The following is a 14874-nucleotide window of genomic DNA, read 5'->3' on the forward strand; positions in this document are numbered from 1 at the left end:
CGCCTTGCCAATGCGCGCGACTCAGTTCGCGCGCGACGCCCAGAGTTCTGAGACTTTGGTCGGCGGTACGAACGTATCCGGCCGCGCCTCGCGCCAAAAGTGCTGGAAGACGGCATGATCCGGCACACTGTCGCCCAGCAATTCGCCCGCATGGACCGTCGGGTACAAACTCGCCAATGAACGGATTTCTGTCGGCGTTACGCGGCGAAGAATATGCTCGGGCCCGAGTTGGCTCGGATGCTGCAAGCCGGCCGCACACAGCATGTCGCGTAGCGCCTTGAGCGTGTTTCCATGGAAATTGGCGACGCGCTGCGCCTTGTCCTCCACATCGAGGCGTGTCCAACGTTTGGGGTCTTGTGTAGCAATGCCCGTCGGACAGTGATCGTTGTTGCAGCTCAGCGATTGGATGCAGCCCAAGGAAAACATGAAAGCACGCGCGGCATTGCACCAGTCCGCGCCCAGCGCCATGGTGCGCGCGATTTCAAAGGCCCCGGTGATGCGCCCTGCCGCGCCCAAATGGATTTTGTCGCGTAGCCCCGCGCCGACCAAGGTGTGCTGCACCAACATCAATCCTTCGCGCATGGGCAGTCCAACATGATTGATGAATTCCGACGGCGCCGCTCCTGTACCCCCTTCCGCACCATCGACGACGATGAAGTCCGGCAGCAATCCGGTTTCCAACATCGCCTTGACGATGCCGAACCATTCCCAGGGATGACCGATTGCCAGCTTGAAACCCGCCGGCTTGCCACCGGACAAACGACGCATTTCCGCAACAAATTGCAGCAACTCGATCGGTGTTGAAAATGCCGAATGACGTGCCGGCGAGACGCAGTCCTCGCCCATCGGCACACCGCGAGTGACCGATATTTCGTGCGTGACTTTGGCTGCAGGCAGCACGCCCCCGTGGCCCGGCTTGGCGCCTTGCGACAACTTCAGCTCGACCATTTTGACTTGCGGATCGGTCGCCGCCTTTGCGAACAACTCGGGATTGAAACTGCCATCGGCATTGCGGCAGCCGAAATATCCCGAGCCGATTTCCCATACCAGATCGCCGCCGTTCTCACGGTGATAGGGCGAAATCGAACCTTCGCCTGTGTCATGGCTGAAGTTGCCGAGCTTTGCGCCTTTGTTCAACGCACGAATGGCATTGGCGGACAGCGCGCCGAAACTCATCGCCGAAATACTGAACACACTCGCCGAATACGGCTGCGTGACGCGATCGCCGCCGATGCCGATGCGGTAATCGTGTTCGTGGTGCGGCGTCGGCGCCATCGAGTGATTGATCCACTCGTACCGATCACCGTACATGTCAAGTTCGCTGCCGAACGGCACGACGTCCGAGACGCCTTTTGCGCGCTGATAGACCAAGGCGCGTTGGTCTCGCGAATACGGCACTTCTTCAATATCGCGTTGGATGAAGTACTGCCGGATTTCCGGACCGATCGACTCCAAGCCATAACGGAAGTGCGCAAGGATCGGATAGAGACGGCGCAAAGTGGTCTTGGTTTGCAGGATGTCCCAAGTGCCCAGCAAGGTGAGCGCCGAAAACAGCACCACTAAGACCCACCAGCCGTTCGAATGCAAGAACAGACCGGCGCAAATGGAAGCAATCAATCCGAAAATGGCAATGAAATACGCGGAATATCTGGACATGAGTGCGCGAAACCGGGAGACATCGCTAGTGTCGCAGGTTTACCGGAAAATCCGCATCAAGGTCAGAACCAAACGCGAATGCCCGCCACAACCCGTGTGTCGCCGACTTTGCCGCCGGCGGCTTTTCGCACGTCCGCGGTGCGTCCGAAGGCATGATCGTGATCCACCCCGATGTAGGGAGCAAATTTGCGGTCAATCTCATAGCGCAAACGTGCGCCGGCTTCGATGTTTGACAGCCCGGAACCAATGCCAAGAGACAAATCATCTTTGCCATAGGCGTTGGCTTCGGCGTGCCACTGCAGAATCCAGCGATTGGTCAACAGCGTGTCGTATTCCACTCCTGCACGCAGCGCCGTCCTGCTTTGATCACCCACGTACAGCGTGGCGTTGACCTCGAACTTGTAGGGCGCCAGCCCTTGAATGCCGACGCCTACCCATTGTCGAGACGGCCCTTGGCCGAAGTCGTGACGCACGCCGGCAACGACATCCCACCAGGGGCGGATACCGCGGCTGTAGAAGAGCTCCGCACTTGCGCGCTCGACTTTACCGTCGTGTGCATGGCCTTCCGTGCGCCAGGTCAGTTTTTGCACGTCACCGCCTATCCAGCCTGAAGCTTCCCACGCTTGTCGGGAGACACCGTCGCCATGTTGGACTTCGAAGCGATCGATCAATGTGTAGCTCTGGATGCTTGTGCCGTGCAAATGATGGGCGTGAACGGGTGGAAACGCGGCAGCCAAATCTGCTTCGGTTGGCACAGGAACCGGCGCACCGGCAGTATTTCCCGGCGCGTCGTCCATCTTCGAGTGGTCCATCTTCGAGTGGTCCATCTTCGAGTAGTCCATCTTCGAGTAGTCCATCTGCGAGTGATCCATCTGCGAATGGTCCATCGACGACGCCTTCTTTGCCGGTGCCGTCTTCGCTGGCGCCTTCTTTGCCGGCGCCATGTGCATGTCGTGCCCTTGATGTTGCGCCCACGCAGGTGCAACACAGAAGAACACGGTCAGCGCGGCCACCAAACGTTTTGTCGACATCATGACTGCGCCTCCACCTTTACTTCGCGGAACATACCCGACTCCATATGGAAGAACAGGTGGCAGTGATATGCCCAACGCCCCAACGCATCGGCGCGTACGCGATAGCTGCGCTTTGTGCCCGGCGGCATGTCGACCGTGTGTTTGCGCAGATGGAAATTGCCGTGCGCATCTTCGAGATCGCTCCACATACCGTGGAGATGGATCGGGTGGCTCATCATCGTGTCGTTCACAAGCACGATCCGCACACGCTCGCCATAGTTCAATTTCAAGGGTTCGGACTGGGCAAATTTCACGCCATCAAACGACCAGGCAAACTTTTCCATATGTCCGGTAAGGTGCAGCTCGATGGTGCGGCCCGGATCGCGCCCGTCCGGATCGTCGAAACGGCTCTTGAGATCCGCGTACGTGGCAACTTTTCGTCCGTTGCCGCGCAACCCGATGCCCGGATCATCCAAGCGCGGCATCGGCATCATCGTTTGCATATCGACCAGCGGGTTGTTGTGCTCGGTCTTCGGATGCGATTGCATCGACATCGCGCCGTGATCCATGCCCGCCATTCCGGACATGCTCGACATGTCGTGACCCGACATGTCATGCCCTGCGTGGCCTGCCATCGCGTCCTGCCCGCCCATCCCATGGTCGTGGCCCATATCTGCCATGGTGAGCAAGGGACGCGGGTCCAGCGGCGGCACGGGCGCGCGCAGGCCTTCTCTAACCGCCAAGGTGGCGGACACCCAACCGGTTCGCGCACTGTCTTGCGCAAACAGGGTGTAAGCGTCCTGTCCGGCAGGCTCGACGATCACATCGAATGTCTCGGCAGCCGCAAGGCGAATTTCTTCGACGGTCACCGGATGTACGTATTGACCGTCTGCCGCCACCACGGTCATTTTCAGCCCGGGGATGCGCACGTCGAAATAAGTCATCGCCGAGCCGTTGATCAATCGCAAACGCACTTTCTCGCCGGGCTTGAACAGCGCCGTCCAATTGCCTAGCGAGGTCGTGCCATTGACCAGATAGGTGTAAGTCTCGGCATTGACGTCCGACAGGTCGGTCGGGGTCATACGCATGCGACCCCAGGCCTTGCGGTCTTCCAGCGTTGCGTTCGCGCCATTTTTTTCCACATCACGCAAAAAATCGGCCACGGTGCGCTGGTGATGGTTGTCGTGGCTCGACATCTTTTTCAAGCGCGCAAACAGCTTGGCCGGATCCATATCGGTCCAGTCGGAAAAGAACACGACGTAATCGCGGTCGTAATCAAACGGTTCGGGTTCCAGTGGGTCGATGATGAGCGCCCCGTACTGACCGCCCTGCTCCTGGAATCCCGAATGGCTGTGGTACCAGTAGGTGCCGGACTGGTTCACCTTGAAACGGTACAGATAACTTTCGCCGGGACGGATGCCGTCGAAACTCATGCCGGGCACGCCATCCATGTTCGCCGGCAGCAAGATGCCGTGCCAATGTATCGAGGTATCCGGACCGTGGATGGAGCCGCGCGGCAAATCGTTGCGCACCAACAGCGACACCGTACTGCCCTCCTTCCAACGAAGCACGGGTCCGGGCAGGCTGCCGTTGACGGTGACTGCAGGACGTCTGCGTCCTGTGTAGTTCAACCAGGTTTCGCTCACGCTCAGGCTGAAATCAGTGCCCGACAAAATTTCGGGTTGGCCGTTCGCACGTAGCGCCCACGGCGTTTTGGACCAGGCACCCAAGGGTGCTATCGCCCCCGCAACCGCCAGGCCTTGTACAAATCGTCGCCGCGACAGCGAGGCGATCTCGCCGCGCAACGCGGAATAATCAATGGACATCGTGAGCTCCACACTCTGGGCATTTATTGGAGGCGTCGCACGGCAAGTACGAACGCAAAGCAAGCACCGCGCGCAAGGCGCAGCAGCGGCAGCTCAGACGATGGGTGGGCGGTGTTTCTCAGTCAGCGGGGGTCTTGGATGCCCTTGTGCGATCACGGAATCAATCGCCGCGTGGAAGCAATGCGGCATCAACAACAGTGGCGTGGACAACACCGCTTGCGCGCCTTGGGCACAGCTCTGCGCACACGACGGAAGATGGGTCTTACAGCAATCCTTCGTGCAATCCGCGTGTGATGCCGCCGCATCTGTGTTGTCGGCCGTGGTGTGGTGCGACTTTGCGTGCGCAGGCGTCGTGACGTTGTCGACGGGAACGGACACCGCCATGCGCACCCCTGCCGCCGCACTGCCGATGCCGTTCAGCACCAACATCAGCATCAGCAACCCGTGGCAGACCAATCGGACCATGGACAGACTTTATCAGCGCCTTGTGGCATTTTCGATGAATCTGGTGCTCGGAGTGGGAATCGAACCCACATTCCCTTGCGGGAGACGGATTTTAAGTCCGTTGCGTCTACCAATTTCGCCATCCGAGCCTGTCGTGATTTTCGCACAGACCTTGCGCCTACTTTCAGACATTAAAAAACCCGGCAATGCCGGGCTTTGAAATCCATCGTTGGATGGAGGCCGAGGTCGGAATCGAACCGGCGTACACGGATTTGCAATCCGCTGCATAACCACTCTGCCACCCGGCCGGTGACTGGAAAAAGAAACCCCGGCAATGCCGGGGTTTCGAATTTGGAGCGGGAAAAGGGACTCGAACCCTCGACCCCGACCTTGGCAAGGTCGTGCTCTACCAACTGAGCTATTCCCGCGTTGAGTTGGCTATTCTAGCCACTGAAACGAACTTGTCAACTGTTTGGATGACCTTCGCCTTCAGTCAGCGTTGGCCATGCGGCCATCAGGTAGGCCAAACCTGACCAAAGCGTCAACAATGCGGCGACTGCCAGCAAATAATCGGAGATCTTGAATACGGGGATTCCGAAGAAATTGTCCTCGTACAGCAAGCCGGTCAACGCCACCATTTGCGCGACGGTCTTGAATTTGCCGATGGCGGCGACTTTCACCTTGGCGCGCTGTCCGAGTTCCGCCATCCACTCCCGAAGCGCCGACACGGCGATTTCCCGACCGATGATGACTGCCGCCCAGAGCGCCATCCAAAGCGTCGGGTGCTTTTGCACGATGATGAGGAGCACCACCGCGACCATCAGTTTGTCTGCGACCGGATCGAGAAACGCGCCGAACGCCGAATATTGGTGGTAGCGGCGGGCAATCCAGCCGTCCAACCAATCGGTGATGGATGCCAGTGCAAACAAGCCTGCGGCGGCGACGTTGGCCCATTTGTAGGGAAGATAAAAACACACCACCAATACGGGAATCATGACGATGCGTGCCATCGTCAACATCGTGGGAATGGTGATTCTCATCCTTGCGTACCGTCCGGTTCCATGGCTTCGGTGCCATGCAGACCAGCATAAATCCTTTCGGCCAAGGCTTCACTGATTCCGTCCACCTTTGCGATGTCCAACACGGATGCGGTCTTCAAACCGCCCAATCCGCCGAAATATTTGAGCAGGGCCGCGCGCTTGCGCGGGCCGATGCCCTCGATCTCTTCCAGGGTGCTGGACGTGCGGGCTTTTTGTCGTTTGCCACGATGTCCGGTGATTGCGAATCGATGGGCTTCGTCGCGCACTTGTTGGATATATTGCAATGCCGGGGAAAACGCGCCGGGCTGCACTTCGCGGCCATCGTCGAGAATCAGCGTTTCGTGTCCCGCCTTGCGCGCTTCGCCTTTAGCAACACCTACCAAAACGACGCCTTCGACGCCGAGCTCGCGCAACACATCGCGCGCTTGTTTGAGCTGCCCTTCCCCACCGTCGATCAACAGCACATCCGGCAACATGGGGCGCGCCTCTTCGTCGGCGACACGTTCCGCCTCGTCTTCGGCCAACGCCTCTCGCGGCCTGAAGCGCCGCGCCAGGGCCTGATGCATGGCGGCGTAATCATCCCCCGGTGTGATGCCGGTGATGTTGTAGCGGCGGTATTGATCGCGCACCGCGCCTTTTTCATCGAAGACCACGCAGGACGCCACGGTGGCCTCACCCATGGTGTGGCTGATATCGAAGCACTCGACGCGTTTGGGCGCGGCGGTCAAACCCAGCAGTTCCACTAACGACGCGACGCGCGCCGCTTGTGCGTCTTGGCTGGCATTCTCGGTATTGACGGCATTGGCCACATTGCGCCGCGCCATGTCGAGCAATACGGCGCGTCTGCCGCGTACTTGGGTGCGGATTTGAATGTTCCGTCCTGCCGCTTCAGTCAATGCCGATTGCACCATTTCGCGATCTTCGAAATCCCTATCCACCACGATTTCCCGCGGTGGTGTGTGCTCGAAATAGTATTGCGAAAGAAATGCGCTCAAGGCCTCGGCGACATCGGAGTGGCCGTTGAGTTTTGGGAAGAATGTCCGCGTGCCCAAATTGCGGCCATCGCGCACCGACAACAGCACGATGCAAGCCGTTCCCGCGACGATGCTGGAGGCCAGGACGTCCAAGTCACCTTCAGGATTCTCAACGCTTTCGCGTGCCTGCAGTTTGCGAATTCCGCCGATCAAATCACGCAATTGCATCGCACGTTCAAATTCCAGCGCGTCGCTCGCAGCATGCATTTGCGCCGTCAAATCCTCGGTCAACGCATCGCTGCGACCCGACAGGAAAAACTCCGCACGTCGCACATCTTCGGCGTAGGCCTGCTCTGAAATCAGACCGACGCAGGGTGCGGTGCAGCGGCCGATTTGATATTGCAGACAGGGTCGCGTGCGGTTCTTGAAAACGCTGTCCTCGCAATTGCGAAGCTTGAACAAGCGATGCATCAAGTTCAAGGTGTCACGCACGGCGAGGACACTGGGATACGGGCCGAAGAAACGCCCTTTGCCCGCACGTGTGCCGCGATGTGATTTGATGCGCGGCCAAGTCCCGGCCGTGATCAACACGTAGGGGTAACTTTTGTCGTCGCGCAGCAGGATGTTGTATCTCGGCTTGTGCGCCTTGATCAACTCGTTTTCGACCAAGAGCGCTTCGCTGGCGGAACGGGTGACGGTCACTTCCATGCGCTGGATTTGCGACACCATCAGCGCGATACGGCCATTGTGGGCTTTGGAGAAATAGCTCGACACGCGCTTTTTGAGCGATGCGGCCTTGCCCACGTACAGCAAACGATCATCGGCACCGTACATGCGATAGACGCCGGGGGCATTGGTCAAATGTTTGACGAAGGCCTTACCGTCGAAGGGTTCGGGCTGGGACGTGGACACGGTTAGAGCCGGTGCATCTTCTGGAAATACGCTTCAGCGCGTACCAAGTCGTCCGCGGTATCGACGCCCGGCGGAAATGCCACCGGCGTACGTGCCACCGCGATGGCAAAGCCTGCCTGCAGCACGCGAAGTTGCTCAAGCGATTCGAGTGTTTCCAAGCTGGACGGCGGCATCTGCGCGAAACGTTGGAGGAAGTCCACGCGATAGGCATAGATGCCGATGTGTCTGAGCCACGCTGAATCAAGCAAATCGACGCGCTGCGCATCAAACGCACCGCGTTGCCAAGGAATCGGCGCCCGGCTGAAATACAGCGCGGCATCCGCCGAATTGGCGACGACTTTGACGACATTCGGATTGAAAATGTCTTCCGCGGTTTCAATAGGCGTCGCCAGGGTCGCCATCTCGAACCCGGTGCGCGACAGTAGCGCTGCCACCGCGCGAATGCCCTCAGGCGGCGCGAACGGCTCGTCCCCTTGCACGTTCACCACGATGTTGTCGGGGCGCCAACCGGAGATGGAGGCGCACTCCGCGAGTCGGTCGGTGCCGCTGACATGATCGGCGCGCGTCATCACTGCCTTGAAACCTGCCTCGGTGACGGCACTGACAATCGCGGGATCGTCGGCCGCCACCACCACCTCGCGGGCACCGGCCAAGCTGGCCTGATGGGCCACATGCACCACCATCGGCATGCCGCCGATCAAACGCAGCGGTTTGCCGGGCAATCGGGTGGCAGACAAACGCGCGGGAATCGCAACGACAAAGTCGAGTTCACTCATTTGGATGACCTTTGAGCGCTTTGAGCTTCACGTCCAATGCCGACCAGAATCCGGCCGGCATCACCGCATCGACGGAAATCTCGTACCAGTGATCTTGCGCGAATGCCGTGCACTTCGAAGCGTCCTTACTCGTCATCAACACCGGCAAGTCGCTGGAAAAGGCAAAATCGGCCTCCGAAAACGCGTGGTGATCGGGAAAAGGATGCGGCACCACGGCGATCTCGTGCTGTTTCAACATATCGAAAAAACGCTGTGGATGACCGATCCCGGCCACGGCGTGTACTCGCTGTCCCTTGAACGCTGCCAAGGTCGCTGTCCGGGCGCTGTTCAAGGCCTTGACGCGTGTGGGTCGGACAAACATCGCTTGGAATGCCGGATCGATTCGCGTCGCCGCTTCGTCTGGAAGTGCCCCCAAATTCACGACACGAAAATCGAATCGCGAGGCACCCGCCGGGGATTCGCGCAGCGGCCCGCCTGGCAACAGCCGGCCATTGCCGTAACCACGCAGCGCATCAATGACTTCAATCTCGATATCTCTTGCCAAGCCGTAATGCTGCAGACCGTCGTCGCAAACAATGACGTCGCACCCCGACTCGACCAATGCCCGCGCCGCCCGCGCCCGCTTCGCATCCGCCCGCACGCGCACGCCGGTGGCTTTGGCGATCATGACCGGCTCATCGCCGCCGATGGCCGCAGGCGTATCGGCGTCGACCCACAGCGCCTGCTTGGGGTTGGCTCGGCCATAGCCACGCGTCGCCAGCCCCGGGGTGTATCCGGCCGCTTGCAGATGCGCGATAAGCGCCATCACCAGCGGTGTCTTGCCGGTTCCGCCCACTGAAATGTTGCCGACCACGATGACCGGTACGCCGGGGTGGAAGGCGCGCTTCCATTGTTTCTCGTAGAGCTTGGCACGCGTGCGACTTGCCAATCGAAACACCGCCTCGCCGGCATGCGCCCAAAACGGCACCAAGACGTCGGGGTTGTACCACCAGGCCGGCGCCTGTTTCTTCCCGCTCAACGTGACTTGCCCTCCCGGAATTGCATGCCGTGCAAATGCGCATAGACGCCGCCTTTTGCGATCAGTTCGGCATGCGTGCCGTGTTCGACAATTTCTCCCTCGTCCAACACGAGGACTTGATCGGCATGTTCAACCGTGGACAAACGGTGCGCAATGACCAAGGTGGTGCGATCCGGCATCAAATGATCCAGTGCCTCCTGCACCAGACGTTCGGACTCGTTGTCGAGTGCCGCCGTGGCTTCATCGAGTACCAGAATGGGGGCGTCCTTCAACATAGCGCGCGCAATCGCGATGCGCTGGCGTTGGCCGCCGGAAAGTTTGCCGCCGCGTTCGCCAATCTCGGTATCCGCACCGTTCGGCAAACGATCGACAAATTCCGCGGCATTGGCATCACGGATGGCCTCCGCAATGCGTGTATCCACCGCATCGCTCATTTCACCGTAGGCAACGTTCTGCGCAATGCTGCCGTCAAACAGCGTGACCTGTTGGCTCACCATGGCGATTTGACGGCGCAAATCATTCAAACGGTATTCGGTGATGGCGTGCCCATCCAGCAGGATCTCACCGGAATCGATTTCGTAGAAACGCGGAATGAGCTTCACCAATGTGGACTTGCCGCTACCCGACCGCCCGACAATGGCCGTGACCGTGCCGGGTTTCGCCGTGAAGCTGATCGACCGCAAGGCATCGCGATGCTGACCTTCATAGCGCACACCGACATTCCGGAATTCGAGCAAGCCTTTCGCGCGATCCAAGCTGCGCGTACCGGTGTCGGTTTCCTCGGGGGAATCGAGCACGCCGAACACGCGTGACGCCGAATCGATACCACGCTCTAACATGCTTTGCACGTTGGTGAGCTGGCGCAACAACGGCACGATACTGACCATGGCGGTCAGCAGCGCGAAAAAATCACCCGCCGTCAGTCTGCCCTTCAAGGCTTCGTGACCGGCGATGATCAACATCACGGCCACGCCAACGGCACCAAATACTTGCACGAACATCGACAACAGGCCGTTGGTAACTTGCACCTTGAGCGCCAGATTGACGTTGCGCTTGGTTTGCGATCCGTAGCGGCTCATTTCCGAGTCTTGAGCGCCGTAGGTCTTCACTTCCTGATGCGCATGCAACGCTTGATCGGCGGACTGCAGCAATTCCGCATTGGAGTCCTGGATTTGCGTGTTCAGCAATCGGTAGCGTTTGCCTACCTTGCCCATGGTCCAACCCATTACCGGGGCGAGGACGAACAACACCAATGAGACGCGCCAACTGGTCCAAAACATGACGCCGACGTAGGCGATGATCGACAACAAGTTGCTGACGATGACCTTCAGCGCGTCGACCGCCGCTTGCGCCACCATTTCGGTGTCGCCGCTCAAGCGCGTGATCATCGTCGGCACGTTTTCGCGATCGAAGGCCTTGCCGGGCAGATTCAAATATTTGCGCATCAAGCGCATGCGCAGATCACGGACGACATTGCGTCCCGAGCGCACGATTGAATAATCGCCGATCAAACCGCCCAATCCGCGGATCAGTAAAAACAACACCAACGAGGCCGGCACCCAATAGCTGAAGACCCGGTTGACCAGCATTTCGTCGATCATGGGTTTGGTCAGACGCAAAATCCCCGCGCCTGCCGCGGCTTCCACCGCCATGCCGAAAAAGCCAAGCACAATCCAACCGCGATACGGCTTGGCAAACGCCAGCAATCGCTTGTAAATGTCCCAGGACTTTTCGTTGCCGGCCATTAGCGTTTGCCCGCCTTCTCGTCCGCTTCGGGCACCGGCGGCGCGGTGGCGATCATCACTTTGGTGAAGCCCAGTTGGCCGAGCGCCTCATACGCGGTTACGACCGACTGATGCGGGGCACGGCCATCGGCGCGCAACAACACGGTGCGCGAACGGTCGGTGCCCGCGACGTCATTGATGGTTTGCTTCAGTGTATCGAGATCGCGTTTGAGGACCTCGCGATCTTCAAAGAAAAACCGCCCGTCTTGGCTCACCAACAACGTCAGCGGTTTCGCCATGTCGGGTGCGGCCACGCCGTCCGCCTTCGGCAGTTGCAAGCGCAATACGGCGCGCGAATCGAAGGTGGTGGTGACCACGAAAAAAATGATCAAACACAAGATCACGTCGATGAGCGGCACCAAATCAAGATTGGGCTCGTCGTCGGAATGGACTTTGCCGAATTTCATAGGCCGCTCAGTGCGCGTCCTTGTTCAACGCGTCATCAAGCGCCATGGCGTCGTGCTCCATATCGATCATGAATCCTGCGATACGCGCCCGCAACGTTCGGTGCATGATAAGGGCGGGAATCGCGACGATCATGCCGGTGGCCGTGCAGACCAAGGCTTTGCCGATACCGCCAGCCAATTGGTTCACGTCGCCCATGCCGTGATCGAGAATGCCGAGAAACATTTGAATCATGCCGACCACGGTGCCGAACAAGCCGAGCAGCGGTCCGACAGAGGCAATCGTGCCCAGGGCCGGCAAGAATTTCTCAAGACGGTGCACGATATGGCGACCGACATCTTCAATGCGCTCGCTGCGTTGCAAATGATGCTTGCCGCGTACTCCCACGACGGCTGCCAGCAGTTCACCCAACGGCGAGTTGGCCTCAAGCGCCTCCAAATGACTGGCTTCCACCTTGCCTTGAACCGCCCAAGCGGTGACCTCGTTGGCAAGGCCCGGAGGCATGACAGTGGACTTGCGCAAGGCCCAGAAGCGTTCAATGACGATGGACAAAGCTGCCAACGACAGCAGCAGCAAGGGAATCATCGGCCAACCGCCGGCCTTTACAAGTTCAAGCACGTTTACCTCGGGTACGGGGGAATGGGTGAACCACGCTGTCCATAGGATAGCCCAGACCCGCCATTGACCCCATCGCCTTCCATGGGATCCCAAACACGCCGGCGCCGGCTGCGTTCATCACGCATCTCGATGCCCTCGCGGGTGAACGCAAAGCCCACAGCACCCGAAGCGGGCGTATTGACGGGCTGTGTGCCGGCATCGATCCAACGCCTCCACACACGCTCGCGCGGATGTTTGAACAGATTGCGATAACCCGACGACGCCACCACATAACGTGCAGCGACGGCGCGAACAAACGGATAGGTGGATGAGGTGTTGCTGCCATGGTGTGGCATGGAAACGACGTCCGCGCGAAGTGCGGCACGGTCGTGCGCAATCATGCCTGCCTCGCCCGCGGCCTCCACGTCACCGGTGAGCAAGACGCTGCCATATTTGCTAATGATTTTCAGCACGCAACTGCTGGCATTGCCGGCATAGGGCATGTTCGGCACCGGTGCGAGCACTTCGAAATGCACCTGATCCCAAGTCCATCGGTTGCCGCGTTGGCATTCGGCGCTGTGCGGAAGCGGTGTGCCATGAGGCGCCTGTATGTCATTGGGATGGAAGGCTGCATCGACTGCAGCGGCACCACCGGCATGATCCGCATCACCGTGGCTCAGCATCATGAGATTCAGCGATTTGACGCCCAGCGCGTGAAGCGCCGGCACCACAACTTTTTCGCCGGCGTCGAATCCCGCTGTCGATTTCTCATCACGGCCATACGCCACCTGCCCTTTCGGACCGGCGTCATAAAGCATCGTGTGCGTGCGCGTTTGCACAAGCACCGACAAGCCTTGACCCACGTCGATGAACGTGACGAGGAGTCCATCCGGTTCTGCGCGCGGAACTGCCGGCGCGATCAGCGGCATCCAAAGGCCGAAAGACAGCAATCGAAGCGGCACGCCGCGCGGCATCAAAAGCCAAAGTGCGCCAATGGATGCCAGCGCAACGGCCCACGGCGTCGCCTCGGCAATGTCTATTTGGGCGCCTGGCCATTGCGCCATGCGCACAAATACCGGCCACGCCATGTCGAACAAACCCGCTGCCATCCACCACGAGGCATGGGCCAATGGCGGCGAGATCGCGTTCAATGCCACGCCGGCGATGGAAAGCGGAACAATCACCAAACCCCAGAGCGGCACGGCGATGATGTTCGCCAAGGGAGCGACCCAAGACGTTTGGCCGAAGAAGAGGACGCACAGCGGTAGCAAACCCAATGTGGCAATGCCCTGTGCCGACAACATTTCTTTGACGAAGTTTTGTTTGACGCCTTGCAAACACCAAGCCAGCCAGGCCACCCCCATGAAACTCAGCCAGAAGCCGGGACGCAATAGATTGAGCGGATCCACCACCACCAATGCGATCACCGCCGCCGACAAGGCGGTCACCAAGCCCAAGCGCCGTCGCAACAACAAGGCGCCGACGACGCACCACATCATCAACAAGGTGCGAACGGTGGGCACTTCGCCGCCTGCGAGCAAGGTATAGCCGATTGCGACCAGGGCGCCGCACAAGGGTGCGGCCACTTTGCGCGGCATCAGGAGGCCAAGCGCAGGACATAGTCGCCAGAGCAAGCCGCCAAGTGCCAATCCCAAAAACGCCGCCATCGACACATGCGAACCGGAAATGGCAATCAAATGGGTCAAACCGTTGGCGCGAAGGATGCGCCAGTCGGCGTCTTCTATGGCACGGGTATCGCCCACCGCCAATGCGCGAATGAATTTCGCGGCGGGATGGTCGATGTCGGCAATCGCCAATCCCAATGAATCCCGCATGGCGTTAATGCCAGCGCCCGCGTCAATGCGCTCGCGCTTGCGTTTGCCGACCACCACGCCGGTCGCGACCACCCGATTCGCGAATGCATTGCGCTCGGCGTCCAGGCTGCCCGGATTACGCAGCCCGTGCGGACGTTTGAGTTTGACCGTGAATGACCAGCGCGACCCGGCTTGAACATCCGGCAACGACTCGCCGGGCTTGCCGTACCACCCCAAGCGAATGACCTTCCCTCGCAGCCCGGGGGTCTCGGCATCTTCAGCGACAAGAAACAAAAAGCTGCGCCGTCCGTCCTCTTGCACGGGGAGATCGAGCACCCGGCCTTGCACCGGCAGCGGTTTGCCTTCGAGCGCCGACGGCAACCAAGACGTCTGCACGCTCGCCACGTGCAACGCGGCGTAACCGAAGCCGAAAAAACACGCGCCTAGCCAGAACGCGCGTGTCGGCATGAGCCAGAGCAATGCGCCGAAGAGCGCGATGCAAACCGCCAGTGCCGTCGGCATCGCGCCGACGAGGAACAGGCAGATCAGCGCGCCTGCGAGAAGGCCCGCTGTTGCTAGCGGGCCCAGTATCGGCATCCTTGCCGAATCTGCTTC

At 59.7% G+C, this 14874-nt stretch carries 12 protein-coding genes and 3 tRNA genes; all 15 read right to left on the reverse strand.

Annotated features, from left to right (window positions below; genetic code table 11):
* Nucleotides 1–21: 21 nt before the first annotated feature.
* Nucleotides 22–1656 carry an FMN-binding glutamate synthase family protein gene (locus H8L67_RS06740; RefSeq protein ID WP_220379094.1) on the reverse strand — a complete coding sequence of 545 codons (1635 nt, stop codon included), beginning with the start codon at nt 1654–1656 and terminating at the stop codon, nt 22–24.
* Nucleotides 1657–1718: 62 nt separating this feature from the next.
* The gene (locus H8L67_RS06745; RefSeq protein ID WP_220380769.1) at nt 1719–2687 is read right to left on the reverse strand and encodes a copper resistance protein B; all 969 of its coding nucleotides are present in this window, start codon (nt 2685–2687) and stop codon (nt 1719–1721) included.
* Entirely contained in the window at nt 2687–4495 is a 1809-nt protein-coding gene (locus H8L67_RS06750; protein WP_220379095.1) for a copper resistance system multicopper oxidase, read from the reverse strand. Before H8L67_RS06750 ends, H8L67_RS06745 begins: the two co-directional genes overlap by 1 nt.
* A 93-nt stretch (nt 4496–4588) precedes the next feature.
* A complete protein-coding gene (locus H8L67_RS06755) occupies nt 4589–4960 on the reverse strand; it encodes a CopL family metal-binding regulatory protein (protein WP_220379096.1) in 372 nt (123 codons plus the stop codon).
* A gap of 41 nt (nt 4961–5001) precedes the next feature.
* A tRNA-Leu gene (locus H8L67_RS06760) sits at nt 5002–5088 on the reverse strand.
* An 85-nt stretch (nt 5089–5173) separates the two neighbouring features.
* Nucleotides 5174–5247, reverse strand: a tRNA-Cys gene (locus H8L67_RS06765).
* Nucleotides 5248–5291: 44 nt separating this feature from the next.
* Nucleotides 5292–5367, reverse strand: a tRNA-Gly gene (locus H8L67_RS06770).
* A gap of 36 nt (nt 5368–5403) precedes the next feature.
* Nucleotides 5404–5979 carry a CDP-diacylglycerol--glycerol-3-phosphate 3-phosphatidyltransferase gene (gene pgsA / locus H8L67_RS06775; RefSeq protein WP_220379097.1) on the reverse strand — a complete coding sequence of 192 codons (576 nt, stop codon included), beginning with the start codon at nt 5977–5979 and terminating at the stop codon, nt 5404–5406.
* Nucleotides 5976–7865, reverse strand: a complete 1890-nt coding sequence (uvrC, locus tag H8L67_RS06780; protein ID WP_220379098.1) for an excinuclease ABC subunit UvrC — start codon at nt 7863–7865, stop codon at nt 5976–5978. Before uvrC ends, pgsA begins: the two co-directional genes overlap by 4 nt.
* A gap of 2 nt (nt 7866–7867) precedes the next feature.
* The gene (gene kdsB / locus H8L67_RS06785; protein ID WP_220379099.1) at nt 7868–8641 is read right to left on the reverse strand and encodes a 3-deoxy-manno-octulosonate cytidylyltransferase; all 774 of its coding nucleotides are present in this window, start codon (nt 8639–8641) and stop codon (nt 7868–7870) included.
* Nucleotides 8634–9659: a tetraacyldisaccharide 4'-kinase gene (lpxK, locus tag H8L67_RS06790; RefSeq protein WP_220379100.1), complete on the reverse strand. Its 1026-nt coding sequence runs from the start codon at nt 9657–9659 to the stop codon at nt 8634–8636. Before lpxK ends, kdsB begins: the two co-directional genes overlap by 8 nt.
* Nucleotides 9656–11404: a lipid A export permease/ATP-binding protein MsbA gene (msbA, locus tag H8L67_RS06795; RefSeq protein ID WP_220379101.1), complete on the reverse strand. Its 1749-nt coding sequence runs from the start codon at nt 11402–11404 to the stop codon at nt 9656–9658. The genes lpxK and msbA overlap by 4 nt, the downstream gene beginning before the upstream one ends.
* On the reverse strand, nt 11404–11850 hold the full coding sequence (locus tag H8L67_RS06800; protein ID WP_220379102.1) for an ExbD/TolR family protein: 447 nt from the start codon (nt 11848–11850) through the stop codon (nt 11404–11406). Before H8L67_RS06800 ends, msbA begins: the two co-directional genes overlap by 1 nt.
* A gap of 7 nt (nt 11851–11857) precedes the next feature.
* On the reverse strand, nt 11858–12466 hold the full coding sequence (locus H8L67_RS06805; protein ID WP_220379103.1) for a MotA/TolQ/ExbB proton channel family protein: 609 nt from the start codon (nt 12464–12466) through the stop codon (nt 11858–11860).
* 2 nt (nt 12467–12468) lie between these two features.
* The gene (locus H8L67_RS06810) at nt 12469–14856 is read right to left on the reverse strand and encodes a DNA internalization-related competence protein ComEC/Rec2 (RefSeq protein WP_220379104.1); all 2388 of its coding nucleotides are present in this window, start codon (nt 14854–14856) and stop codon (nt 12469–12471) included.
* Nucleotides 14857–14874 lie beyond the last annotated feature (18 nt).

It is taken from the genome of Lysobacter soyae (assembly GCF_019551435.1).
In the GTDB taxonomy this organism is placed as follows: Bacteria; Pseudomonadota; Gammaproteobacteria; order Xanthomonadales; family Xanthomonadaceae; genus Solilutibacter; species Solilutibacter soyae.